The organism is Bifidobacterium sp. ESL1133 (genome assembly GCF_058107325.1).
The window spans coordinates 235,499-261,146 of the sequence record NZ_JBYLUI010000003.1 but is presented as its reverse complement, the minus strand read 5'-3'; the positions used below and the strand labels follow the sequence as shown (position 1 = coordinate 261,146).

The 25,648-nt window shown below is 57.8% G+C and carries 18 protein-coding genes; 9 read left to right on the top strand and 9 right to left on the bottom strand.

Features of this window, described 5'->3' with window-relative positions; all coding sequences use genetic code 11:
* Positions 1–49 precede the first annotated feature (49 nt).
* The 7 genes from AC3B5A_RS04635 to AC3B5A_RS04605 form a co-directional block, all read right to left on the bottom strand.
* A complete protein-coding gene (locus AC3B5A_RS04635) occupies positions 50–1,018 on the bottom strand; it encodes a siderophore-interacting protein (RefSeq protein WP_489799231.1) in 969 nt (322 codons plus the stop codon).
* Between the two features lie 74 nt (positions 1,019–1,092).
* Positions 1,093–2,019, bottom strand: coding sequence for an ABC transporter ATP-binding protein (locus AC3B5A_RS04630; protein ID WP_489799229.1), 927 nt, complete (start codon positions 2,017–2,019; stop codon positions 1,093–1,095).
* The gene (locus AC3B5A_RS04625; protein WP_489799227.1) at positions 2,016–3,095 is read right to left on the bottom strand and encodes a FecCD family ABC transporter permease; all 1,080 of its coding nucleotides are present in this window, start codon (positions 3,093–3,095) and stop codon (positions 2,016–2,018) included. The genes AC3B5A_RS04630 and AC3B5A_RS04625 overlap by 4 nt, the downstream gene beginning before the upstream one ends.
* Entirely contained in the window at positions 3,096–4,016 is a 921-nt protein-coding gene (locus tag AC3B5A_RS04620; protein WP_489799225.1) for a FecCD family ABC transporter permease, read from the bottom strand. It abuts the gene before it with no gap.
* 86 nt (positions 4,017–4,102) lie between these two features.
* A complete protein-coding gene (locus AC3B5A_RS04615) occupies positions 4,103–5,206 on the bottom strand; it encodes an iron-siderophore ABC transporter substrate-binding protein (RefSeq protein ID WP_489799223.1) in 1,104 nt (367 codons plus the stop codon).
* A gap of 244 nt (positions 5,207–5,450) precedes the next feature.
* Entirely contained in the window at positions 5,451–8,570 is a 3,120-nt protein-coding gene (locus tag AC3B5A_RS04610) for a hypothetical protein (RefSeq protein ID WP_489799221.1), read from the bottom strand.
* Positions 8,571–9,211: 641 nt separating this feature from the next.
* The gene (locus AC3B5A_RS04605; protein ID WP_489799219.1) at positions 9,212–9,787 is read right to left on the bottom strand and encodes a DUF4235 domain-containing protein; all 576 of its coding nucleotides are present in this window, start codon (positions 9,785–9,787) and stop codon (positions 9,212–9,214) included.
* Positions 9,788–9,844: 57 nt separating this feature from the next.
* On the opposite strand from AC3B5A_RS04605, the gene AC3B5A_RS04600 reads away from it, so the two are divergent.
* Both AC3B5A_RS04600 and AC3B5A_RS04595 read left to right on the top strand, forming a co-directional pair.
* Positions 9,845–10,543 (top strand): histidine phosphatase family protein, encoded by a 699-nt coding sequence (locus AC3B5A_RS04600; protein WP_489799218.1) that lies wholly within the window; start codon positions 9,845–9,847, stop codon positions 10,541–10,543.
* A gap of 228 nt (positions 10,544–10,771) precedes the next feature.
* Complete coding sequence (locus tag AC3B5A_RS04595) at positions 10,772–12,136, top strand: ATP-binding protein (protein ID WP_489799216.1); 1,365 nt, start codon at positions 10,772–10,774, stop codon at positions 12,134–12,136.
* A 12-nt stretch (positions 12,137–12,148) separates the two neighbouring features.
* Here the strand turns inward: AC3B5A_RS04595 and AC3B5A_RS04590 are convergent, their stop codons facing one another.
* Entirely contained in the window at positions 12,149–13,570 is a 1,422-nt protein-coding gene (locus AC3B5A_RS04590) for a DASS family sodium-coupled anion symporter (protein WP_489799214.1), read from the bottom strand.
* An 8-nt stretch (positions 13,571–13,578) separates the two neighbouring features.
* Positions 13,579–13,956, bottom strand: coding sequence for a PaaI family thioesterase (locus AC3B5A_RS04585; protein WP_489799213.1), 378 nt, complete (start codon positions 13,954–13,956; stop codon positions 13,579–13,581).
* Between the two features lie 99 nt (positions 13,957–14,055).
* On the opposite strand from AC3B5A_RS04585, the gene menB reads away from it, so the two are divergent.
* The 7 genes from menB (at position 14,056) to AC3B5A_RS04550 (ending at position 25,427) form a co-directional block, all read left to right on the top strand.
* A complete protein-coding gene (gene menB, locus AC3B5A_RS04580; RefSeq protein ID WP_489799211.1) occupies positions 14,056–14,901 on the top strand; it encodes a 1,4-dihydroxy-2-naphthoyl-CoA synthase in 846 nt (281 codons plus the stop codon).
* Between the two features lie 275 nt (positions 14,902–15,176).
* Entirely contained in the window at positions 15,177–17,702 is a 2,526-nt protein-coding gene (locus tag AC3B5A_RS04575) for an AMP-binding protein (RefSeq protein ID WP_489799209.1), read from the top strand.
* A 113-nt stretch (positions 17,703–17,815) separates the two neighbouring features.
* The gene (locus AC3B5A_RS04570) at positions 17,816–18,112 is read left to right on the top strand and encodes a DUF234 domain-containing protein (protein WP_489799207.1); all 297 of its coding nucleotides are present in this window, start codon (positions 17,816–17,818) and stop codon (positions 18,110–18,112) included.
* A gap of 168 nt (positions 18,113–18,280) precedes the next feature.
* Complete coding sequence (locus AC3B5A_RS04565) at positions 18,281–18,421, top strand: hypothetical protein (protein WP_489799205.1); 141 nt, start codon at positions 18,281–18,283, stop codon at positions 18,419–18,421.
* Between the two features lie 83 nt (positions 18,422–18,504).
* Positions 18,505–21,189, top strand: a complete 2,685-nt coding sequence (locus tag AC3B5A_RS04560) for an InlB B-repeat-containing protein (RefSeq protein ID WP_489799203.1) — start codon at positions 18,505–18,507, stop codon at positions 21,187–21,189.
* Positions 21,190–22,354: 1,165 nt separating this feature from the next.
* Positions 22,355–23,407, top strand: coding sequence for a ketol-acid reductoisomerase (ilvC, locus tag AC3B5A_RS04555; protein ID WP_489760590.1), 1,053 nt, complete (start codon positions 22,355–22,357; stop codon positions 23,405–23,407).
* Between the two features lie 562 nt (positions 23,408–23,969).
* Entirely contained in the window at positions 23,970–25,427 is a 1,458-nt protein-coding gene (locus tag AC3B5A_RS04550; protein WP_489760591.1) for an amino acid permease, read from the top strand.
* The last annotated feature ends 221 nt before the right edge of the window (positions 25,428–25,648 follow it).

Here is a 25,648-nt window from a genome sequence, read left to right as displayed (position 1 = left end):
TGGGGTATGGCGAACAACCTAATTGCTGTTGCGGAACCTGACACGAGTCTCAGAGTTCCGGCTTGCCTTGACGCCAATAACTATAGAATGTGACGGCTGGCTTGGGCATGTGCATCTCGCTAGTGAGCAGACGGCGCAAAGCATGTGTGGTATCCGCCTCGGCGGCTATCCAAGCGTATTGCGGTTCGTTGGCATACGCCGGTATGGCAGCGAGCAACCGTTGTCCGCGTTGAGCCCGCCCGCGCGCGAGCCAGTGCATGGAGCTCATGGTTTTCGGCACCTCGAGCTCGAGCGCATCAGCCGCCTCGGGCACTTCCAAGAATGTCTCTGCATGGCCGCTCCACCCGCTGTGGGCCAAGCTTTCGAGAATGGAGGAAATCGCAGGAACGGCGGTTTCGTCGCCGGCAAGCACTATTTCAGAGGCATCGCCTGGATGAAAGGTGATGGCATCGGCAGAGTGACAAGCGCGTGAGTTCGGCCCTATGAGTACTGCTTCGTCGCCGACTTGCGCAGTGGCTGCGAACGTGCCGGCTGGACCTGCGCCGTGGTGGGTGACGAAATCAACGCAGACTTCTCGCCGCTGTTGTTCGACCCGGCGGATGGTGTAAGTGCGGAACACGTTGCGCCGTTCTTCGGGCAATGCGCGCCACTGATCCCACCAGCCGGCTCGGGCTATGGAATCGTGGTCGAACAGCAACGGGTCGCCCCAAAGGGAAGAATCCGGAGTCGCGTTGTGGCTCCGGCTTTCACCTGCACCTGCGTGCGTTTCATTCTCGTGCGCTCCGCTCTCGCTCGTTCCGTCGGCGTATGTTCCGCTATCGCTCGCTCCGCTAGTATGCATCCCGTCAGCGTGCATCCCCCTCAATGGCAGCATCACTTTGATGTGCTGGCCGTAGCCATTGTCGGCGAAATGGTCGAGTTCCGGCCCGGTGAACACGATGCGTGTGAAGTGCGGCGAAAGCCGAATCTTGTTGGCGATGTGGACAAGGAACGGCTGATAGTCAGGTTCTTGGTTCATAGACTGGTTCATAGGTCGATTCATGGATTGGTTCATGGGGCGATTTGTGGCTTGCTTTGCGGCTTGGTTCATGGTCATGGTTCTCGTTCAGTGCAATCGGTACTGGTGTGGGTCTGGTGCTGGCGGTCTTGCTGGCGCTGGCTCACCAATGAATGCGCCGCTCCTGGAGTCATGGCAGGCAGCCCGGTCTGTGGGTCATAGGTGACTGTGGCATCAAGGCCAAACACGTCGCGAACCAAATCTTGCGTCACCACGTCGTGCGGCGTGCCGAATGCTGCCTGCCGCCCGTGACTCATAGCCAGCATCCAGTCGGCGTACCGTGCGGCGAGATTCAAGTCGTGCAGCACCATCACAATGGTGACGCCCTCGCTCGCGTTGAGATGGCTCAACAGATCGAGCACCTCAATCTGATAGGCGATGTCCAAGTAAGTGGTCGGTTCATCCAGCAGCAGCACATCCGTCTCCTGTGCCAGCGCTAGCGCAATCCAGGCTCGCTGCCGTTGGCCTCCCGAGACTTCGTCCACCGGCCGGTCCGCCAGGTCTGCAAGCCCGGTAACGTGCAATGCGTGGGCTACGGCCGCTTCATCGTCACTGTTCCATCCGCCGCTCATGCCGTGGTAGGGGTAGCGTCCGCGAGTCACTAAATCTGCGATGGTGATACCGGCCGGGGCGATGGGGGACTGAGGCAATAACCCCACTTTGGTGGCCACCTCGCGCGTGGGCAGCGAGTTGATGGACTTGCCGTCGAGCACCACATCGCCGTGTACGGGTTTGAGCAGACGGGCCATGGATTTGAGCAGGGTGGATTTGCCGCACCCGTTGGGGCCGATGATGACCCCTACCTCGTGCGCCGGGACAGTGAGCGAAAGTTCGTCCACCACATGGTGAGCCTCGTTGGCCCGTCTGCCGGTTCGCTGATCGTAGGACAGGCTGACCCCGTGCGCTTCAAGAGTATGCGCCGGGTGCTGGTGGTCGGCATCGTGGCTGGTATAGCTGCTCATGCGTTCTCCTTGGTGCGGGCCGTGTGGATCATGAACATCACCAGTACTGGGCCTCCGATGAGACTGGTGACGACGCCGACCGGCAGTTGTGCGAATGGCAGATGCTGCGCTATTGCGTCGGACGCGAGTACCAAGGCGGCTCCCACCAGTCCTGATTGTGCCACGGCAGGTCTGCTTGGTCCGGCCAAGCGTGAGGCAATGGGGCCTGCCAGGAACGAGACAAACGAGATCGGGCCGCTGGCTGCGGTCGCGCAGGCCAGCAGCGTCACCGACAACAGGAGCACGGCTGCCTGTGTGGCGCTTACTCGCACACCCAGTCCCGCTGCCATGCCGTTGCCGAACCGCAACACGTCCACTTGACGGTTGAGCGCAACCAGCAATAAACCGGCCACCAACACCACCAAAGCCAACGCGGGCACGGATTGCCAATCGGCATCGGCTAGACTGCCGGTGAGCCAACGCTGTGCCTCCTGCATATCCCACTGGTTGGCGCGCATCAAAATCCACGAGGTGACGGCATTGAGGGCTGCGGCCAAGCCAATGCCCATCAAGATGAGCTTGTTGACGTTGGGCGCACCGTTCCATGAGAGCCATAGCACCAGCAAAGCGGTGAGTAGTCCTCCACCTACGGCCAGCAGAGACAGCTGAGTGCCGGAGATACCGAGGATGATAATGCCGAATACTGCCGCAGTATTGGCTCCGGCAGTGATGCCGATGATGTCGGGGCTGGCCATAAGGTTGCGCAGCATATGCTGAAAACTGGCGCCGGCCAAGCCGAACGCCATACCGCACAAGGCGGCAAGCAGCACACGGGGCGCCCGCAGCTCACCGATGACAAAACTGAGGCCGGGAACATCCTGACCGGTCAGTACGGCGGCGATATCGGCGAATGAGTAGATATCATGTCCGAACGCAAGATCGATATACAGCAGCGCCACCACAAGCGCCACCAGGACTATGAACACGATGGTGCTGCGCGCGGCGGCTCGTCGCCGTGACTGGCTCAGCCTCTGCGCGATGCGACGCTCTAGCTCCTCTGCGTTTAACGCTGTGTCATGGGTTGTATGCGCGCTCATTTACACCTCCGCCATGCGCCGGTTGCGCACCAGATAGAGGAAGATAGGGGCGCCGAGCACTGCGGTGACGATGCCCACCTCCACATCTTGCGGCCGGGTGACGATGCGTCCCAGCACATCTGCGGCGAGCAAGAGCAGCGGGCCGAGCACGGTACACATGGGAATGACGCGGCGGTAGTCAGGCCCGACCACAAGCCTGGCCGCGTGCGGCACCACCAGACCGATGAACCCAATGGGACCGGCCAAGGCGGTGGCTCCGGAGCAGAGCATCACCGCAGCAGCCCACGCCATGAGCCGTGTGCGGTTGAGCGTCACCCCAAGTCCTGCTGCCAGTTCATCGCCGAGTGCCAACGTATTGAGTGACTGCGCCACGCATAGTGCGATGATCAGCCCAAGTACCAGTAGCGGCACAATCGGCATCATCAAGTTGAATCGGGCGCCGGAGATGCCGCCTACTTGCCAGAAACGGTAGTCTGACATGGTCTGAGCCCGCGGCAGCAGCACCGCCGAGGTGAGCGAGCTGAGCGAGGAACTGATCACCGCGCCGGCGAGTGTGAGTTTGAGCGGCGTGGGGCCCGAGCGGCCTATGGACCCCACCGCCCAGACGAGTGCTGCAGTGAGCGCCGAACCGACCAGAGCCACCCACACGTAGCCGGATGGTGTGTTCAGGCCAAAAAAGGCCATGGCACAGACGATGGCGAACGCGGCACCGGTGTTCAGGCCGAGCAGTGAAGGGTCTGCAAGGGAATTGCGCGAGACTCCTTGCATGAGCGCGCCAGCCACGGCAAGACTGGCACCGACCAGCACGCCGAGCACGGTTCGCGGGATGCGCAGGCGCACTGCGGAAGCCGCAATGTCATGCGCGTCGGTACTCAGTGCACGGGTGATGTCGTCGAGGCTCACTGTTCGCGACCCGAACATGACAGAACATACGGCCGCCGCTGCCAGGCAGGCCAGCAGCAGCGCGTATATGAGGATGGTGTGGTGATTGCGGCGCGTGGTGATGGTTACTGCACCTTGTCTGCGGCATCGGCCAGCAGCTTGACGTACTGCGCGTCGGTCTGCTGGATGGAAAGGGCGCTCGGGTCGAGGGCGTTCGCCATTTCGGAATTGTTGTCGATCACTACGACCGATCCTCGCTTGACGGCAGGAATCTTGCTCAGCAGCGGATCTTTTTGCATGGCTGCCAGCAGGTCGGGCGTGCCGTAGGTGACGATGATGTCGATGTCGTTGAACTGGTCGGCGTTCTCCGAGGCGATGTCCTTGTAGAACTGTGTGGTGCCTTTCGAGGCTTTGGTGATGGATTCGGGGGTTTTCATGCCGAGGTCGTTGAGCAGCTGCGGGCGCACGTCGGTGGTGGTGTAGATGCTGAAGCTGGAGAGCTTGGAGGAGTCGAACGCCATGACCGAGGCGGTCTTGCCGGCCAGTTGCGGGTACTTGGCAGCATCATCCTTGAGCTGGGATTCCAGGCTGGAGATGAGCTTTTTGCCTTGCTCCTGCTCGCCGATGGCTTGGGCGGTGGTGGTGATCATGCTGCGCCAAGGGTCGCCCCATGAGACTTTCTGCCAGGCGATGGTCGGGGCGATTTTGCTCAGCGTCTCATACTGCTTTTTGGTCATTCCGGATTGCATGCCGAGGATGAGGTCGGGCTTGGATGCGGCGATTGCTTCGACGTCGATGCTGTCGGATTCGTCGTGCAGCTGTGGCATGTCGGCGCTCTTTACGCCGGCTTTCTCAAGAGCGGAGTAGGTCCACGGCAGGAAGCCGTCGTGAACGGTCTTGCCGTAGGTGTTCTTCTGGATGCTCACGGGGGTCACGCCCAGTGCGATGAGGTTGTCGGCGCTGCCCCAGCCCACGGTCGCAATGCGCTTGGGTTTGGACTTGATGGTGGTCTCGCCCCAATGGTGCTTGATGGTGACGGGGAACCCGTCTTTACCGGCTTTTTCGGCAGTGGCTGAGGAGCTGTCCTTCTTGCAGCAGTCCGGGGTGTTGTCCTTGGCTCCGCAGGCGGCGAGGCTTGCGAGTGATACCACGGCCATGACTGCGGCGGCCGCGCGGATGAGTGGTTTGTGCAGTCTGCGAAGCGTGGCGTTGGTGCTGGTTGATGGCATGGTGACTCTTTTCCTGTGGTCAATGCTTGATTGGTATAAGCTTGGCCAATCTAGCAGTAGTAGCGAGGAAAGAAAAGACTTTACTTTCTGCGGGTTTTGTGATATTGGAGCGTGCGGTTGTGAGGAGGTGTACATGGCATATGAGACGCACGTGACGTTTATGAGGGGTGTATGGCTGTGAGCGGGGCATACGGCTTACCGTGCGCTCCGCTCACAGATGCAACCACAGCCACAACCTGCGTGGCTAATATTTTCGCGCACGGTGGGCGCCGTGTTGGTGCCGGGCATGCGCGGCCGTATGGAGATGGTGCGTCGCGCCGTGATGCCCGTAGGCAGTCGTGTGTGCGGCTGTATGGCGGTGGGTGTGCCCTTGATGGCCATGATGCCAGCGGTACCAAGGCGCGTGCACATGCGGGGGTTGCAGGCCTCCGCACTGCATCTGCTGCTTGGCGTGGCTCAGCAGCGCCACGATGATCGCTGCGGCAAGGGCGAACAGTATGGACAGTAACTGTGGGGTTTGTGGGCTGGCTCCGGTGGTCGGCAGGTTGCCCTGCTCGGGGGTGACGGTGAAGGCCTGGGTGGTTTTGGCTGACTCGTTGTGTGCCAGATCGGTGGCTTGCACGTCAATCGAACCTTGGTAGAGGCCGTCGGGCAGATCGAAATGCCAGTAGCCGTGCTCGTCGGCCTGCGTGGCGACGGGGGCCAGGTCGGAGACCTCGGCAGGCCAGGTGATGTGGACGGTGGAGTACTTTCCGTCTTGGCCGCTCTTGGGATAGGCGGAGGTGATGTGTCCGGAGATGCCGAGGCCGTTGATGGAGTCGATGACCACGATGGGGGCGAACATGCTGATGTATTCCTCGTCCAGGTCGAGGGCCGAGATGTCTCCGTCGGTATTGGTGAGCGCGGCGGTCAGTGTGTAGAATTTGCCGGATCCGTTCTTCGATTTGTTGATGAACCAGCTTGGATCGACGTTGACTTTCCAGGGCTGTTCACCGGTGTCGGCGAATGTTTCGGTGTAGATGAGGTCGCTGTTGGGCGGGATCTTGGCGGTGCTACTGCCTGTGGTGGGGGCGGGGGAGCCTGCCGGAGCCGGGTCGTGTTTGTCGTCGTCGCCGCGATTGCCGCCGACGTTGACGATGGTGTCGGTGTCCTCCTTGTGCACGCTGGCGTATACCTTGAGCATCGATCCCGTGTTCTTGGGGGTGACGGTGCCGCTGATCGTCACTTTGTCGGCGATGGCCTGCCCGTTGTGGGTGTGTGGCACCGTCACGGCGTCGATGGTCGGGGCTATGTCCGCGGAGTGGAAATAGATGAGCGCTATGGGCGAGAACTTCGAGGTGCGTTCCATGTTCTCGGTGTTCAGGCTGCTGGAATCATTGAGGTTGATTTCGGTTTGGTAGGCGTGGTAGCGCCGCGATTTGAGGGTGTTGTCGCCGACGGTGACGGGGTCGGGGTCGTTGACGGTCCATGTGCCGTCGGGTTTCACCACGGTGGTGCCGACGAGTGTGCCTTGGGAATCGATGTTCTCCGGGTCGGTTTTGTCGATGACCTTGCGGTCTTCGGCGTCCGGCTGGTCGGAGTAGAGCGTGATGGAGTCTCCCGGGGTGCCGGTGCCGTGGATGCTGGGATGCGTGGCTTTGGACTTCGCGTAGATGTCGCCTAGGGCGTATTGTGCCGCGTTGCCGATGACGATGGCCTTGCATTGCGAATTGCTGATGGTGGCATTGGCTGAGTCGGTCACATTGGTGATGGCGGGGGTGGCGGGCCTTTTGATGTCGAACTGGTAGAAGGCGGTGTCCACGGTCCAGCCGGATTCGATCTGGCGTTCCACTTCCCGCTGGTTGGTTTTGGCCATGCTCACGGTGACGCCGGGATTGGTGGGGTGCGAGGGGTCGTAGGGGTTGTCGACGTCGCCGTACGGTGCGGTGCTGGCGTCGCACCCTTCGGGGTTCACCGCCCAGGTGACGAGTTTGAAATACCCGTCGAGGCCGGGCATGCTGGGGTGCTTGTAGTTTTTCTGGTCCTTGACCGCTTTGGCGAAGTCGATGGACCCGTCGGGGTTTTGTGCGCGTTCGAGCACGCCGTTGTCGTTTTTGGCGATGATGCTGTAGGGATTGCGTGTGCTGTTGAAGGCGGCGTTGGTGTCGCCGTTGTTGCCTCTGTTGTTGCCTGCGTCAGGCTGCGGCGGTGTTCCTTCATACATTGCCGGCTGGCCGGTCACGGTTTTTGCGGTGGGTGTCAGGTCGGTGATGGGCACCCAGTCAGTGCCGTTTTGCAGGCCGAACCACTGGTATTTAAATGACGTGTGGCGCAGGCAGGGGTTGGTTTCGTTGTACCAGTTTGCCGCCGGGTCGTACCATTCCACGAAGAAGGAGTTGGCTGGTGCGGTGCCTGCCGGTGCGATGGTGGTGCCGTAGTTGTTGACGATGTCCGTGTCGAGCAGAAGCCCCCAGTTGGCCTGACCGCCGCTCCATAGCGAGGGGTGCCCGTCCCATCCGACGAATGCTTGCGGTACTCCGCAGCCCCTGCTGAAATTCTTGAGCGGGCAGGCGCCGGGGTAGATGATGACTTGGGCTTTGCTGACCACGCTTGAGGTCAGTGGCCAGCTTTCGAGGTCTTCGGTGGTTAGCAAGCTGCTCGACGTATATGGGTATGTGTTCGTTGCCGCCGGGCCTACCATGACGTAGACGTTCTGTGTTATCTTCAGGCCATTCTTGTCAGCGGCGGACCATGCCGAGGCTCCGTTGTCCGGGTAGTTGAGGTCGCCTTCGAACGAGATGACCAGGTAGTCGTAGTGCCCTGACTCAACGACTTTGAGGATGGTGAAGCCTTCATTGATGTTGCTTGCCCAGTTGTACGACTGGCTTGCCGTATGGGATTGGCTGCTTGTGCTGCTCTTTGCGGGAAGTGTTTTGTTGTATGGCACCGAATGTCCGTAGTCGGGGTCGGGGTCTCTGTCTCCATAGTCATAGAGCATCCGGATGCCGGGGTTGCTGTTGTCCGTATCCACTTCGCCGTGAGCCACACGCACGATGAAGTCAAGGCGCATTTCGTCGTTCTGCGTGTCCACCTTGTTGTTTTGTGCCAGTGTCTTGTAGAGCATTGGCGTGCGGTCGGCACCGTCATGTGTGGGATTGGTGGTGTTGCGCCAGTTGGGGTCGTCATCCGCAGCGGTTTTGGTGTCGATGCCGCTTGGCTGGCTTGCGGCGGTTGTGGTGCCGGCGCCGGCAGCCAGCTGCGGTTCGATGGTGCTGGCTTCGGCAGTGCTGCTGTCGAAGTGGGAGCTGAGCGGTGAGGACGTCGGCGGCAGCAGGGTGATGAGTGTGCTGAAGACTGATACTAGGCAAATTATGCTGCGATGCATGGTTTTTGAGCATGCAGTGTGATGGTGTGCCGGTGTGGCGGCGGCGAGAGGACAGGTGGTCCCGGTTGTGGCGTGTGGTGTTTCTGGAATCGTATCGGAGTATGGCGTGTGGTGCCGGCAGTGCCTGTTATTCCTACTGGGCATGGTGTTGCGTGCTCCTGGTCGCATGGCTACGAATTCCTCCGATGTGGTGGTTTTCTTCTGCTGTACGGCGCCGTTGTCATGATGAGCGACGCGCATACACGCGGTTTCGCGCTATACATAATAGTAGAAGTTGTGTAATTTGTTAAGCCGTCGGCGCTTCATAAAAGGTCAAATAAGCTTGCGTTGGGTAATAAAACAGGATAAACGACTTAGTAATAGGGAAAATAATATTGTTTTGTCCGGTAAGCTGAGCCCTACTCTTGCAAAGTGTGTTCTGGGTCACACAATGCATCGGGTGGAATGGTGGCTGAGAGTATATACGCTTTTAGCGTAATTACATTGCGCTATTTGGCTGCGGTATGGAAGTTATGTGCCGCGCCCTGCCGTGGGCAGGAGCTGCATCCGGTGTCTGGGTTTTCTCGTTGCGTTTGGCTGCAATGCCGAAGTTTCTTGGACTGCTGCGGGTGACGGCAAAGGTGGGACAGTGCTGCCCCTTGCTACTTGCGTTTGTGCTGGCGCCTTGCCACGTAGGCATTGGTTCCGCGCGTGGAAATCTCGCTGATGACTGCGCCGAATGCTGCGGAAATCGCTGCGAAGACAATACTGGCGAACAGCCCCTGCTGGTGTCTGGCTGCTTGGTCGCCGTCTTTGGTTTGGCGTGTGACGGTCCGGTCCCATGCGGATTGGAATATCTTGCCGCCGATAGCGCCGGCGAGTGAGGGGAGGGCGCTTTTGAGGACCTTGTCTCCCAGTGTGTCCGGGTCGCTGAGGAGTCGTGTGCGAGCGCGGTTCACCCGATCGTCCACCTGATGCAGCGTGTTCACTGCTTCATCTGCGGAGGAGCGAGTTTCGGCGGCGGAATCTGTTGAGTTTTGCCGTGCATGCCTTCCTCGGCGTGCAGTCGGTGCTGTGGAGTCCGGAGATGAGTATGGTGCGGCATCGGCGCGCGTGGCCGGTTGGGGCTGGGCGTGGAGTTCTGTTCTCGCGGCGGACTCGTCGGCGATATGCGCGCCGGTGGGGGCCTTGCGCGAGCTGAAAAGATGACCCTGGCCGTTCCGAACTCGTTTGCTCATGTCTTACATATTACGGGCAGCGGCTGATAGCGCGTTCTTGCGCGGTATAGTTGACCTATGAGTAATTACATTACGTCAGGCAATGGAGCCTCTTCGCCGGGTTACTTGGTAATGATGAGGCATGGGCAGACTGAGTGGAGCGTGACCGGGCAGCATACGGGGCGTACGGATCTGCCGCTGACCGATGAAGGTCGTGCGCAAGCGGTGGCCGGTGGCGAGCGCGTGAGGGAGATGTATCCGCAGGGGTTCGTGCCGGAGCGGATATGGGTCAGCCCCTTGCGTAGGGCGCGGCAGACCGCTCAATTGGCCGGGTTTGGCGAGTTTAAGGTGGTGGATGAGCTGGCTGAGTGGGATTATGGCAGGGCTGAGGGGCGCACGCGCGAGCAGGTGAGCGAGGCGCTCGGCCGCCGCTGGGAGCTGTGGGCGGACGGGCCGCAGGTGCTGGGAGCGGATATGGACGGTGATTGGGAGGCGGAACTGGCTTCTGGCGAACGGGTGGCGGTGCACAACGGAATTGGTGAGACTGTGAAACAGGTGGCGCAGCGTGCCGAGCGTGTGGTCGAGCGTGCTGATCAGGCGATTCGTTCCGGGGATGATGTGCTGCTGGTGGCTCATGCGCATGTGCTGCGCTTGGTGGCAACGCAATGGTTGGGTCTTGAGCCTGCGCAGGCGCGTTTGCTGCGGTTTGACACTGCCCATTGCTCTTCTCTTGGCTATTACAAGAACGATCGTGTCATTGAACACTGGAATCTGTGATGTCGCAGAAGTCTAACTTGCAGTGTAATTCGTCAAGTTTTGTATCAAGCTTGCCGTATGAAACTGCAAGATAGATATCAAACTTGCAAAATGATACTGCAAGTTTGATTTCTTGGTGATGGTAACGAAGGTTATTCGCATGTCGTTTAAGGAATCTTGCAGTGCTATACTGCAAGATAGATATAAAACTTGCAGTTTAATACTTCAAGATGCAGAATTGAGGGCGACGTGAACCATTTGGTAGCTGCCATCGTTCGTGAACAGCAGGAACTAGGCGTCCCTGAAGTGTTCGCTCGCGATGTGAAACTTGGCGACATACTGCAGCCCGCTCGGGGCAACCTTGTGCAGGTTGTTGTTGGCGTGAGGCGGTGCGGCAAGACGTATCGCTTATATCAAGAGATGGGACGGGTTTTGTCTCAAACGCAATGCCCGCAGTCGCACCTACTGTACTTTAATTTCGAAGATGAACGCCTGCGCCCCTATGCTCCCACCTTGATCAACGACGTAGTAGAAAGCTTCTATGAACTGCACCCCGAGGCGAGGGAAGAGGGAGCGTACCTGTTCTTCGATGAAATCCAGGAGGTGCCGGACTGGGGTGTGGCACTTCGGCGCATCATAGATACGCAGAAAGTCACTATCTACGTTTCCGGTTCATCGTCAAAGATGCTGTCCACAGAAGTAGCGTCGGAGTTTCGCGGCAGATCACTCTCGCGTGAGATGTTCCCCATGAGCTTCTCTGAATTTACGCGATTCCACGGCATGGATACTGCGACGCTGCCGCAGACGGAGAATGGGATAATCGCCACTGCTGCAGAAGAAGCACAGTTGAAGCAACTCTGTTCACAATATTTGGAACGGGGCGGTTTTATCTCCGTGCAGGGTTTGGAACAACCGGATGTGGTCGCACTGCTGCAAAACTATGCGAACCGAACGGTGAACAGTGATGTAGTGGAGCGCTATAATGTGCGCAATCCCGTGGTGGCGGCACGGTTTGTGTCGCGCTGCTTGGCTGGTTCGGGGCGCGAGCTTTCCGTGAACAAGGTACGTGGCGAATTCGCTGGCCGTGGTCTGCGTACATCGCGCGAAATGCTATCGCTGTTGCTGGAATATTATGAGGACGCGTATTTGCTGTTCAGGGTTCCGGAATTTTCGCGAGCTTTGGCGAGCAATCCCCGTGCGTCTGCAAAAGTATATGCTGTGGATCCGGGTATGTTTTTAGCCTTCTCTAAGGCGGCTGCGCAAGAAGCTGGGCAACGGCTTGAAAACGCAGTGTTCCTCAAACTGAGGCGTAGTCAGCGGTTGGTCCGCGACGGCAGCGTGGCGCGGTTGCTGTTGGAAGAGAAAAGCCAGCGGTACGAAGTCGACTTCATCGTCGGTGATGCGCTGACACAAGAGGCCTATCAGCTCGTTCAGGTGTGTTGGTCCTTGGAACATGAGGCTACGAAACATCGCGAAGTCCGCGCCCTGCAAGCTGCTATGAGCCAATACGGTCTGGCCGAGGCGACTATTGTCACCTTCGACCAGAGCGAGGTTATAGATGTACCTGAGGGGCGTATCCGAGTCGTCCCTGCGTGGCGCTGGCTGCTGGATTGATAGCGGCCAGCTTTACCACAGGCCGAGTACCTTCCACCACAGTGCGCCTGCGCCGGCGTAGATGGCCAGTTCTGCCACAGAGACCAGGAACCCGACCTTCCACCACTCCTTCTGGGTCACGTATCCGGTCGAATAGTAGATGGAGGCGGTGCCCGTGCCGTAGTGGGTGGTGCCCGGTGAGACGGTGGTGAGCAGGCCGAGCAGCATGGTGGCGACGATCGGCTTGACGCCGAGACCCACCAGAATAACGGCGAAGGGAATGAAGAACGTCTGTACGTGCACGAGCACGCTGGTAAGCAGATAGTGCACATACAGGTACAGCACCACCAGCACACTCACTGCGATCCATACCGGCACTCCGGCGATGCTGGATGTGAGCACGTGGCTCATCCAAGCCACCACGCCGGTCTTGTTCAGGAATTCGGTAACGCCGATAAGCGGGCCGAGCCACAGCAGGATGTTCCATCCTTGCTTTTCGGCGAATACATCGTCGAGCGAGACGATGCGCAACAGCAACAGTGCGGTCAGTCCCAGCATTGCCACTACGGTGTTATCGATTCCGGTCTGGGAGGATGTAGCCCACAGCACCACGACCAGAGCGAACACGGCAATCATCAGATATTCATAAACACCCATCTTCGGCAAGGCTCTGAGCTGTTCTGCGGCACGGCTCTGCACGGCTTTCAAATCGGTAGCCTGCGGGCGGTGGACTGCCATGATGACCAGCGGTATCAGCACTGCTGCCAGCAGGATGGGCACGCTGGCATACTCGAACCATTGCAGCCAAGAGACCTGCACCCCGAATGTTTTGGCGGCCAGACTCACCACGAGCGGGTTTGTGGCCATGGACGTGTAGAACAAGCCTCCCAGCACGAGATTCAGATGGAATGTGGCCAGGGTCAGGTATGAACTCACTGTGTTCTTGCCGGTGCCCTTCGGCTCATCCAGCGCTTCCACCAGTGACTGGTTGACAGGGAAAAGAATACCGGCGCCGCGGGCGTTGGTATTGGGAATGACGGGCGCGAGAATCAGGTCCACCAGTGCCATGATGTAGGCCAGCCGCAGCGGCCCGGAGCCGAATTTGGCGATGAGCCAGTAAGCGAGGCGTGCCCCCAAATTGGTGTTACGGAAGCCGATGGCCATGAAGAAGGCGAACAGCACCAGCCACACTGGTCCGGAGCCGAAGAACGAAAACAGCGTTTTGGCATCCATGGTACCGGTCAGACCGAGCAGGCTGAGCATGGCCAGCGAGAGTACCGAGAGCGGAATGACGTTAAGCACGCACCCTGCCAGGAACATCAGCACGATGGTGAAGCTGTGCCACCCTGCACTCTGTACTCCGGCGGGCGCGGGCGTGAACCACATGCCGATGAGGCCTAGGCAACATAAGGCAAAGATAATCTGCGGTATGTGTTTGGTTTTGGTGGCGGTCATGATGTTCCTTACTGGTCTTTATGGTTGAGGGTTTTCGTTGATAGGGTGACGGTAGCCAGCGCGGTCGTCTTGCCGGCGTTCTCCATGCGTACTTGCCATGTTTGAAGCGTGCGCCCGATGAACTCGGGAGTGGCGGTCGCGCTAACCGTGCCCGAAGTCACAGGGCGAAAATGATGCACATTCAGGTCCACTCCGACCGGCACCAAGCCGTCCTCAAGGTTTGCCAAAGCGCCCAAACTCGCGGCTTCTTCGGCTAGAACCGCGTTGACTCCTCCATGCAGCACACCATACGGCTGGAGCAGGTTGGAGGTTACTGGCAGCGAAACAACTACCTTGCTTGCTGAGACTTCGGTATGCTGGATACCAATGTGTGCTGCAAACGGCATGATACGGGGTCTTTCGTGGTATTGGGGCCTGCCTCCGGCGTTGTCGGCGGCGTTGAATGTTGTTTGCATTATATGATTCGCAAGGAATAAGGAGGAACTGTGGCTGACAGCAAAGCTGAAACTGGTGTCGAGCCGGTGTTTGAGACCGTGAAGGAATACCGGGAGATACTGTTTGAGAGGCAAGGGCGTATCGCCAAAATCACCATCAACCGCCCCGAACGGCGTAACGCGTTTACTCCGCTCACTGTTTCCGAGATGATCGAAGCGTTCACGATCTGCCGCGACGATGCGAGCATTGGCGTCATCATTCTCACCGGTGCAGGCGATTTGGCGTTCTCCTCCGGCGGCGACCAAGGTGTGCGCGGCAACGGCGGCTACGTGGGCGAAGACAGCGTGCCTCGGCTCAATGTGCTCGATTTGCAGCGGCTCATCCGCATCATCCCCAAACCGGTTATCGCCATGGTGCGCGGCTGGTCAGTGGGAGGCGGCAACGTGCTCCAGCTAGTGTGCGACTTGACCATTGCCGCCGACAATGCCAAGTTCGGTCAGACCGGCCCCAAGGTCGGCAGTTTCGATGCGGGTTATGGAGCCGGTCTGCTCTCTCGTACCATCGGTGTGAAACGAGCCAAAGAGGTGTGGTTTATGGATCACTTCTACAGCGCTGATGAGGCGCTGGCGATGGGCTGGGTCAACAAGGTGGTGCCGCTGGCCGACGTGGAGGCCGAGACACTGCAATGGTGCCACGAGCTGCTTGAGAAGTCGCCGATGGCACTACGGTTCATCAAGGCTGCCATGAACGCCGACACCGACGGGTTGGCTGGGCTGCAGCAGCTCGGTGGCGACGCCACGCTGCTCTACTACACCACCGACGAGGCCAAAGAAGGGCGAGATGCGTTCAACGAGAAGCGCAAGCCCGACTTCAGTAAGTACCCGCAGTTCCCGTGATCGGTCGGCTGCTCGCACAGTTCGGTTCGAACGTGTCCGGCGGGCAGAAGCAGCGTCTGTCCATCGCTCGTGCCGTGTACCGCAGGCGGCGGGTGTTGGGAGTTAGACAACGACCATTGATTACAGAATGACCAAAGTGTACGCACCTGCGAGCTCGGGCCTGCGATATGGGTACATTTCGCTCATGAAAGCGGTGATTGTTGACCGAAATGTACCTATTTACGCTGAATATTGACGCAAGTGGGTACGTTTCGTTCAAATGTGCAGGAACGAGGATGAGTGGCATGGAAAACTGGGTGATCAAGCGAGCGCGGCTCACGCCGAACGCTGTGGCGGTGAGCGACGGCGAGACCAGTTATACGTTCGCGCAGGTGCTGGAGTGGGGCATCTCGCTCGGTGCCGCGCTCGACGCATTCGGCGTGCTCAGAACGTGTATACCTGATCTCGGCGCTGAACTTAATATCGGTTTTGGTGACACCAGTAAGGCTGCAGGTCGAGACGATACCATTGACGACGCTCAACTCGATGCCATCATCGACGTGCTGGAGCGCTCGCAGCAGCGCCCAGAGCTCATCGCTCAGAACATAGCCCTCCTGGCCGGCAATACCATGCGCGGCTATCTGATGGCGGTGACGCTGCTGTTGCGCGGAAAGACGGTGGTGTGGCTCAATCGGCGCTTGACTGACGAGGAACTGCTGAGCCAGATGCAAGACGCGGGAGTGTCCGTGTGCTTGTGTGACGATGATTTGGTACAAGGAAGGTTCGTTTCGACCGAAGTCGGCAGTGTTGCTGCCGGTATGCCACAGTTCCTGCGGTTTAGCGAAATTTTCGCCCTCGCGCGAGCTGCGCGGCACGAGGCTGATACAGCTGAAGTTGTCGAAGCGCTTGAGGCGTGTGCTGATGAGCGTGAGTCTGAACACGATGCTGTACCGACTTGCATGCGTGTTGACAGTCCAAGCTCGGAATCTGATGCCGAGCCCCATAACATACCGACTCGCATGCGTGGGGGCAGATCCAGTGCGGAACCTGATGTCAAGGCCCGCGACCTGCCGACTCCTGAATACAAAGGCAGTCGTGACGCGTGGGCTGCCGCGCAAATGCTGATCGACAACACTTGCGAATTCGCGGCGGCCGTCGACCTCACATCGCCCAGGGACGCGATTCCTCACGAATTCGCCGATACTCAAGTGGTGAGCGTCATGTTTACCTCAGGCTCCACGGGGCGGCCCAAAGGTATCAAACAGACCGTGCGTAACCACTTCACTTCGGCCACGTCGGTGGCGTTGAGTTTGGGAGTACAGCCGGGCGACGAGTGGCTGTGCACGGTGCCGATTTTTCATATCAGCGGGTATTCAATCGTCCTCAGAGGGCTGATTTTCGGTGCTACGGTGCGGCTTGTGGAACATTTTGACGCGGGTGAGGTGGCGCAGGCGCTCGCCGATGAGCCGATTACATGGATTTCTGTAGTGCCGACCATGCTCAAACAATTGGTGGCATTGCGCAGCAGCGAGCGCTCCCCGTATAATCGCGCGTTCAAAGGCTTCATCCTGGGTGGGGAGAAGTCCGACGTGGCTATGCTGGAGCAGTGTGCGCAGTTGGATATGCCGGTGGTGCGCTCGTATGGTATGACCGAAACCTGTTCGCAGGTGGTGGGAACCGGGCTTGCTGACAGCAAGGATATGAGCCGACTGTTATCGGTAGGCAAGCCGTATTTCACCACTCAGCTGCGGTTGGCTCCGCTTGAGAGTGTTGATGCTGCTGGTGGTTCTGCTCGGTTCGGTAGAGAGTCTAACCATGATGACGCAGTGATTTCTGGCGGTGCAGTGATTGCTGATGATGCGGTGGCTTCCGGCGACACAGTGGCTTCCGATGGTGTGCAGTTTGGTGAAATTCAGTTCAAAACCGACGCGCTTACCACCGGTTACATTCAGGATGACGTCAATCCGCAGGTGATGCAGCTTGCTGGTTATGCTGGTGACACAGCTGTTGCTTTGCAGTCTGCTGGGACTTCGGGGTTGGTGTCGCAGCGTTTGGAGCGTGCGACTGGTGATTCTGCTGCTGTGGCGGATGGTGCAGGCCAGGAGTTGCCGACTCGGTATGCAGGAGATGTCTCCGGGGGTGATGATGTTGCCCAGCACGCATTTGAGGCAGAGTTGGAGTCTTGTGTTTCACGTGAAACAGATGGTGACCCACGCCACATTTCTGGACTGTTTGCCAAGAATCTGACCGCTGACGGTTGGTATCGCACCGGTGATGTTGGGCATATGGACGCGGAGGGCTACCTGTATGTGGATGGGCGGCTTGACAACATGCTGATTTCCGGCGGTGAGAATGTGCATCCTGAAGAGATTGAGCGTGTGTATGCGGATTGCCCCGGAATTGCTGAAATTGCAGTGACTGCTGAGTCGGATGAGCACTGGGGGCAAGTCCCGGTGGCCTATGTGGTGTGTGCTGAAGCGGGAGATGCTGCAACTGATGTGGTGGCGTCAGACGTGGCTTCAGTTGCCGAGATTTCGACTGCTGCAGTTGGCAAAGTCTCGACTGTTGCGGCCCCAGCTAGTGCAGTTTCACCGGTTGCTTCCTCAGCAGGTACGGCTGCTAGTACGGGTGCGGCACCGACCGATGCGACTCCGGCGGTTGCCGCGAATCTCATTCGCGACGACGCAGCCTTGCGCCAGTTTGGTCGCGAACATTTGGCACACTACAAAGTCCCGCATCGCTTCTACCGCGTTGCGTCGCTCCCAAAAACCAGCACCGGCAAAGTGCAGCGCTTCCGGCTCGGCACAACCGAAAAGCGGTAGTCTCTCAGCAAGTACAAATAAGAGTGTTATGATTAAGTTAATCGTGTTCCTCTTAATCGAGAAACCGTTAACTGCACTCTCTCGGTAGATAAGTATCGGATCTTTCCTCGTTCTTGGCTACGCGGTTTGGCAAGTGGTGGGGGACGAACCCGGTCAAACGTGAGCAGACTGATATTGATGTGGTTGCAGGAGATCCGCAGTCTAAGACGGTGCTGCTTGGCGAATGCAAGTGGCGTAATACTTCTAATGAGACGCGTGCCATGGAGTCGTTGCACGAGCGAATCGGGCTGATTGACGGGTATACGACGACACATCTGGCCCTGTTTACTAAGCAGTCAGTGCGAGAGGCAACGAAAGCTAAGTATGGCGCAGAGCTGCTGCTGGTGGATGCTGAGAAGCTATATGAGTGAGCGACGGCTTTGCTGCCGCGTGCTGGCGGTGAGGTTGTGGTTGTTAATTGGCATGATGCTGTATGTGGTTTGGTGAATATATGCGGGTTCTGTTAAAGTGAATGGAGTTATTTGTGATGTAGTGTGCACGTGTAGTTGGTGTGCGCATGTGAAGATGGAGATGTGGTTATGGCTCGTATGAGTACTAAGCGTCGTGCGGTTGCCGCGTCTGCTACGGCAGTGACGTTGGCTGTGGTGCTGGGGATTTCGGCGTTTGCTTCGGCCGACGTTGCCGGTGACTCCGCGATTTCCGGGGGGGGGGTGATGTAAATGCCTCTTCGTTAAGTGATGGTGCTGGAACGCAGGGTGGCGCTCCGGTTGTAGGTGATGGTGCTGGTGTACCCACTCAGTCTGTGAGTGGTGTTGAGGGTTTGCTGGGGCAGAGCAAGAATGGTGTAGGGACCGTTGCGGGGCGGTCTGGTCAGGGTTCCAAGAATAGCGATGATGCTACGACTCAGGAGCTGAGTTCTGATAGCTTGAGTTCGGCAGGCGTAGAAAGTCAGTCTGGCACAGTTCGTGATGGTGGATTGCCGACGAAGCTGGTGAATACGGATTTCAGTTATCCGGGAACGTCGATGTTCACTTGGATGGGTGGTTGGACTTCGATTAGTCGTAAACATAATTTGGTTCTTGGAACTTATGGTTCGAGCCAATATATGTGGTACACCTTGCCTGCTTCGTTCGATAGTGCGCAGTTCGGCTGGGATTCGACGCAGGTGTCTCAAGCGGGCTGGTCAGCAGGACCTGCGGAGTATCTTTCTAGCCTTGAACAGTTGGAAGATGCTGTGGAGTTGCAGCGTGAGTCGAATGGTAATATCTATGCTGAGCTGGCGGCATCTCAGGCTGGTACCGGTATTTATCAGGATATTGCTACCGTACCGGGAACGCTGTATACGTGGAGTCTTAAGCATGCATCTAGGGATTCAAGCTATCTTGATAAGTTGAGTGTGCAGATTGGTGCCCCGGGTCAAGAGACGGCGCAGCAGGCCACGCGAACGGTGGCGAATGGTAAAGGTGGTGATGTAGTCGGACCGGTGGGCACAGTGATTGCTACGAAAGTCACGAATGCTGCTGCTGGCGATCATGCGGGCCAGTGGGAGACATATACAGGCTCATATACGGTGCCTGCAGGGCAGACGGTTACTCGGTTCACCTTTAAGAATATAGATTCGATTTTGCCGAATAATGGTAATCATTTGGATGATATTACATTTGCAACCTCGCATCCGTTGACGTACAACGCGAATGGTGGTGTGGGTTCGTTACCGTCTCAGGTCGCTGGAACTGGTACGTCGGGTTGTTTTACGCATTATCAGGATGGCAGTTCGTTCTCGTTGGCGACGGCTGGTAAGGATTCGGATTGTTGGGATTCGTCGATGTTGACGAAGCCTGGTGCCAGGTTCTTGGGTTGGAGTGATACGCCGTTGGGAGTGGTGGATACTGCGGCTGATTGGAGTGTGGCTCGGTCGCATATGAAGTCCACGATGACGATGGCTTCGCCGGGTGTGACGGTGTATGCGGTGTGGGGTAGTGATAAGACCTTGTCGTTTGATGTGAACGCGCCTGCCGGTCATGCTGCTCCGGCTGCTCCAGCAGGGCAGACGGTTGGGTTCAACTTGGGTACGTCTGATCGGTCTGGTTGGATGGTTGGTGACACGGGCAAGGTGCCGGGGTATAGGTTCTTGGGTTGGAAGATCTCTAAGGTGGGGCCGGTGCGTCCGTCGTATGCGGGTGTGGCGTATGCGGATCCGCAAGGTGAGAGCGAGGCCGCGGCGTATGATTTCACGAGTCCGGTGGTGGCGGATACGGTGGTGTATGCGCAGTGGGAGGCTGACCCTCAGGCTGTTTCGTATGATGAGAATGGTGGTCAAGGTGATGGGAACCGGTACTCGTCGAAGGGGTCTACTGATCAGACGGTGAAGGTTGCTGGTGATACGTGGTTTACGCGTAAGGAGTATGCGTTTACTGGGTGGAATACGAAACCGGATGGTAGTGGTGACACGTATCGGCCGGGTGATTTGGTGAAGCTTCCGGTTGGTGGTATCACGTTGTATGCGCAGTGGGAGCGGGTTTTGTATTCGCTTGGCTATGATGTGAATGGTGGCGGTGGGCAGGTGCCGGTGTTGTCTGGTGATGCTCCGGTGAGTTCGGCGTCGTCTGGGTTGACGGCTGGTTGTTTTGCACGCTATCCGTCTGGTGCGGTGATCAAGCTGGCGACCGCTGATCAGGATGCTGATTGCTGGGATAGTTCTATGGTTTCCAGGACTGGGGCACGGTTCTTGGGTTGGGCTGATAGTCCGGTTGGGTTTGTTGATAATGCGGCTAAGTGGTCTGATGCTCGGTCGCATGTGAAGACTCAGGTGACGATGGCTTCGCCTGGTATCACCGTGTATGCGGTGTGGGGGTCCGATAAGACCCTGTCGTTTGATGTGAACGCGCCTGCCGGTCATGCTGCTCCGGCTGCTCCGGCCTCTCAGACGGTTGGGTTCAACTTGGGTACGTCTGATCGGTCTGGTTGGATGGTTGGTGACACGGGCAAGGTGTCTGGTTATCGGTTTACTGGTTGGAAGACGGCGAAGTCGGGTGCTTCCGGTTCGTTTGATGGTGATACGGCTTATGTGTTTTCTGCTCCGGTGTTGGCGAATACGGTGGTGTATGCGGGGTGGCAGCCGTTGGCGGCGGATATTTCGTATGATCCGAATCCGGGTGATGGTGTGGTGACCGGTGCGACCGCGGCCACTGCTGGTGTGACTGATGGTAGTGCCATGGTTGCGGATAACGGGTTTGCTCGTCGTGGTTTCCGGTTTAATGGTTGGAATACGAAGGCGGATGGGACTGGTACCACGTATTGGCCAAACCAATCCTACGACAAGCTTCCAGTTGGTGGTGTGATCTTGTATGCGCAGTGGGCGACGGTGGAGTATGCGTTGCCGTTTACTGGTGGTCAGGGTGTTGCGGTGTCGGTGCTGGTGGCGGTCGTACTGCTTGGTGCTGCGTCGTTGTTCCGTTGGTGGCGGAATCGTCGTATGGCCCAGTGACATGCAGGCAACCTGACTGTTGGTGCAGTGGAACCGTCGCTTATCGAGTGTAAGCGTCGGTTGTGTTGCGTAAAGTGAGCGCCGTGCGACTAAACCGACGCTGAGTGAATGTGAGCGACGGGTTTGTTGCGTGAGGGTACGGTAACGCAACGTAACCGTCGCTGAGCGAGTGTTAGTGTCGGTTTGGTTGCGTGGGTTGAGTGGTGCGCAGCTAAACCGACGTTGGTCCAGTGTGAGCGACGGGTTTGTTGCGTTTGGTACAGAGTGCGCAACGTAACCGCTGCTGAGTGAATATAAGTGTCGGGTTTTGCTGTGGTAAGTGCGGTTTGTTCGTTGTGATGTTTGTGAACGGGCATTAGCGTCGGATCTGACGTTGTTGTTATGGTGGCGCAACGTAACCGTCGCTGAGCCGCTGTGAGCGGCGGGTTTGTTGCGTGAGGGTATGGTAACGCAACGGAACCAACGCTGAGCGAGTGTTAGTGTCGGTTTGGTTGCGTGGGTTGAGTGGTGCGCAGCATAATCGTCGCTGATTGAGCCTGAGCGACGGTTCTGATGCGTAAGGTGAGTGCCGTGCACCTAAACCGTCGCTGAGGCGATGTGAGCGTCGGTTTGGTTGCGTTGTGTGCGGGGTGCGCGTCGTAACCGTCGGTGAGATGGTGTGAGTGACGGTTCTGACGCGTTGGATGACGTTGGTGCACCCAAACCGTCGCTGAGCTGGCGTGAACGTCGGTTGCGTTGCGTTGCGTCGGTTGTGTTGCGTTGGGTGCGTAGGTGCGTGGGCGATGATGATTCCACTGCTGAGGGTGGTGTTTGCGGTGGAATCGCCGTCATATGGTGGAGGGCGCGCCACATGACCGCCAATGAGTGAGTACAAGCGTCGGATATTCGGATGAAGTAACGAGTAAGTTGCGTGTCCACCAGTCGGACACGCCCCGCTTGCGTCCAACGCTATGAGTTATGCTCGTCACATATGGGACAAAATCCCGCACCTGTCCGTGGACTTGAAGTGATTTGCCTGGGCCTGCCGTTGCCAACCGGCGGCAGGCTTGAGCACTCACTTGCTTGCCGTAGTTGCACCAAGAGCTCACCGGCGCAAAGCCACACGCTGCACCCGCAGCACGAAACGTTGAAGCGATCAACACGTAGAACAAAAGGAGCCATCAGTATGGCAGCACAAATCTGGTACGAAGACGACGCCGACCTCGCCAATCTCAACGGCAAGAAAGTAGCCATCATCGGCTACGGTTCGCAAGGCCACGCTCACGCGCGCAACTTGCAGGATTCCGGCGTCGACGTGGTAGTCGGCCTGCGCCCCGAATCCAAGTCCGTCGAGTTCGCCCGCGAGCAGGGCCTCGAAGTCAAGTCCGTGGCCGACGCGGCTAAGGAAGCGGACATCATCATGTTCCTCGCTCCCGACCAGTACCAGGCGCAAATCTATCGCGATGAGGTCGAGCCGAACATGAAGCCCGACGCGGCGCTTGCTTTCGCGCACGGCTTCAACATTCATTACGGCTACATCAAGCCCGGCCCGGAGCACCTGGTCTTCATGGTCGCCCCCAAGGGCCCCGGCCACATCGTGCGCCGCGAGTACACGCAAGGCCGCGGCGTTCCCGTCGTGGTTGCCGTTGAGCAGGATCCCAAGGGCGACGGCTGGGCCATTACGCTGGCCTACGCCAAGGCTTTGGGCGCCCTGCGCGCCGGCGCCATCAAGACCACCTTCACCGAGGAGACTGAGACCGATCTCTTCGGTGAGCAGGACGTGCTCATGGGTGGCGTGAACCACCTGGTGGAGACCGGTTTTGAGGTGCTCACCGAGGCCGGCTACCAGCCCGAGATCGCTTACTTCGAGGTGTGCCACGAGCTCAAGATGATCGTCGATCTCATGAACGAAGGCGGCCTGAACAAGGACCGTTGGTCCTGCTCCGACACCGCCCAGTACGGCGACTTCACCTCCACCGTGGTGGACGAGTCCACCAAGGATCGCATGCGTTATCAGCTCAAGCGCATCCAGGACGGCTCCTTCGCCAAGGAGTTCATGGACGACCAGGCTGCCGGTGCCCCGCACTTCAAGGAGCTGCAGGAGAAGTACAGCCACGAGAAGATCGAAGAGGTCGGCCCCAAGCTGCGCGCCATGTTCTCCTGGAACAACGGCCCGGCCGCCGACAAGGACGAGGACGAGTCCTTCACCGGCAAGATCGCCCGCTCGCAGGTGCAGTAACTTGCCTTTAGTAGCGTAAGCTAGCTCAGGGAGTGACCTCCAGCTCAGTGCGGGGTTGCTCCCTTTGTATATCTGGGTGACTGCACTGTCCAACAGGACCATTTTCTTGGGGATGGTCGAGCACACATTGAACAATGCGCAAATCCCGACACTCTTGAAATGCGTGGCTCTAATTTGGGCGTGCAATGCGTTCTGAGTGCGTTCCGTGAGTACTTTTTGTTTGCAGTGTACGATTGACGTACTTGTAGAACGTTGGAATTCCGCCATTCATGGAATCGCGCTATGCGTGAGTGCTTCAGAACAGTACTCACGGAACGGTGACACCATGGTGAGAGGCCTCGCAGCGCGTGTAGCTGCTGTGAGGCGTTTCATATGTTGGCATATCTATGAGCTTATTGCGCCATGTGGGTTAGAGTCTGAGCATTACCATGGTGTTGTGATTGCGCGAATGTAGTTGGATACGGTATCTTACGCCGTGGTATCAATACTAAATTGGCGAATCTGCATGGCATCTGGGTTCTGGAATATGGGGCTACTGCCATCTGGTACGTGTGGAGGGAACATGAGCGGTAGTAGCGGCAGCACTAAAGACAACCAGCTGGAGCGTGGGCTTTCCAACCGGCATGTACAGTTCATTGCCATTGGAGGCACCATCGGCACGGGTCTGTTCCTGGGGTCTGGCAAATCCATCGCGCTTACCGGCCCAAGCATTGTGCTCGTCTATATTGCGGTGGGTGTGATCATGTTTCTGCTCATGCGCGCTATCGGTGAGCTGATGTATAAGGATCCTGACCAGCACACATTCATCAGCTTCATTGGCCGTTATCTCGGCCCTGGGTGGGGGCATTTTGCTGGATGGACCTACTGGATTGTGTTGATTTTGCTGGGCCTGACAGAAATTACGGCGGTCGGCACCTATTTCGTCACCTTTTTCAACACGTTCGGTATTAATCTTAAGAGCTGGCAGTGGCTTATCGAAATCTGCTTCCTTATTGTGCTCGTCACGATCAACCTTATTGCCGTCAAGGCGTTCGGTGAGACCGAATTCTGGTTCTCGATGATTAAGATCACGCTTATTGTGGGTCTCATTGCCACTGCAGTGGTGATGTTGGTGATTGGCTATCATTACCCGGCGGTGCATGTGCAGGGCATGGATCATCCCGGTGCGGCCGGCCATGTTGGGTTCGACAATATTTTCAACGGTTTGCAACTCGCGCCCAACGGTCCGTTGGCGTTCCTCATGAGCTTCCAGATGGTGTTCTTTGCCTACGAGATGATTGAGTTTGTCGGCGTTACTGTCTCAGAGACGGAAAACCCTCGCAAGGTGCTGCCCAAGGCCATCAATGAGATTATTGTGCGAGTGCTCATCTTCTATGTGGGGGCGCTGCTGGCCATCATGCTCATCGTCCCGTGGCGTACGTTCCAGCCCAACAAGGACGGCTCGTTCGCTTCCCCGTTCATCATGGTGTTCCAATATGCGGGGCTTGAATGGGCGGCGGCACTGGTGTTCTTCGTGGTCATCACAGCGGCGTCCTCGGCGCTCAATTCGTTGCTTTACTCTGCGGGACGCCATCTGTTCCAGCTTGCGGGGGAGTCGCCGTCGCCGAGGTTGCGTTCTTTGGCGGGCGTTTCGAAACGCAAGGTGCCGGCTCGCGCCATTGTCGCTTCGGCGGCTCTTATCGTGCTTGCTCCTATCATCAATGCTATTCCGCAGGTTTCTGGCGCGTTCGTGCTGTTTTCTTCGGCGTCCAGCGCAGTAATCATCTTCGTCTATGTGCTCATTATGGTGGCGCACCGCAAATATCGCCGTTCGGAAGATTTTGATCCTGATGGTTTCGTGATGCCTGCATATAAGGTGACGAGTGTGCTGGTTATTGCGTTCTTTGTGTTCGTTTATGCCACGTTGTTTATTTCGTCCGATACGCGTGGGTCGGCATTTGCAGGGTTGGCATGGTTGGCGCTGTTCGGTGGGTATAGCCTGATTCGCGGTCGTAAAGCGGGGGTCATGCTTGAGCAATGATGCTGGCAGGAAGTACCGATGAGCCGCTGCCGGTGGATTCTGGGGTGCGCTGCACCTTGAACTGTTTAGGTGCAGTGGTCATGCCGCGCACCGGAGGCGGTGGATGTATAGCGTGGGCGTGTCTGCAGGGTGTTTGGCAATTCGGCGTGAATGGGATTTGCTTACAGAAATATTTACACTGTAAGATATTATTTAGTGTAAATTAACTTTGTGAGGAGGTG

Coding starts and splice junctions, on each gene's coding strand:
- AC3B5A_RS04615 (WP_489799223.1), bottom strand. CDS start 5,206: ATGCCATCAACCAGCACCAACGCCACGCTTCGCAGACTGCACAAACCA.
- AC3B5A_RS04550 (WP_489760591.1), top strand. CDS start 23,970: ATGAGCGGTAGTAGCGGCAGCACTAAAGACAACCAGCTGGAGCGTGGG.
- AC3B5A_RS04585 (WP_489799213.1), bottom strand. CDS start 13,956: ATGCCGTTTGCAGCACACATTGGTATCCAGCATACCGAAGTCTCAGCA.
- AC3B5A_RS04630 (WP_489799229.1), bottom strand. CDS start 2,019: ATGAGCAGCTATACCAGCCACGATGCCGACCACCAGCACCCGGCGCAT.
- AC3B5A_RS04600 (WP_489799218.1), top strand. CDS start 9,845: ATGAGTAATTACATTACGTCAGGCAATGGAGCCTCTTCGCCGGGTTAC.
- AC3B5A_RS04625 (WP_489799227.1), bottom strand. CDS start 3,095: ATGAGCGCGCATACAACCCATGACACAGCGTTAAACGCAGAGGAGCTA.
- AC3B5A_RS04620 (WP_489799225.1), bottom strand. CDS start 4,016: ATGTTCGGGTCGCGAACAGTGAGCCTCGACGACATCACCCGTGCACTG.
- AC3B5A_RS04610 (WP_489799221.1), bottom strand. CDS start 8,570: ATGCATCGCAGCATAATTTGCCTAGTATCAGTCTTCAGCACACTCATC.
- ilvC (WP_489760590.1), top strand. CDS start 22,355: ATGGCAGCACAAATCTGGTACGAAGACGACGCCGACCTCGCCAATCTC.
- AC3B5A_RS04590 (WP_489799214.1), bottom strand. CDS start 13,570: ATGACCGCCACCAAAACCAAACACATACCGCAGATTATCTTTGCCTTA.
- AC3B5A_RS04575 (WP_489799209.1), top strand. CDS start 15,177: ATGAGTGGCATGGAAAACTGGGTGATCAAGCGAGCGCGGCTCACGCCG.
- AC3B5A_RS04635 (WP_489799231.1), bottom strand. CDS start 1,018: ATGAACCAAGAACCTGACTATCAGCCGTTCCTTGTCCACATCGCCAAC.
- AC3B5A_RS04605 (WP_489799219.1), bottom strand. CDS start 9,787: ATGAGCAAACGAGTTCGGAACGGCCAGGGTCATCTTTTCAGCTCGCGC.
- AC3B5A_RS04565 (WP_489799205.1), top strand. CDS start 18,281: ATGGCTCGTATGAGTACTAAGCGTCGTGCGGTTGCCGCGTCTGCTACG.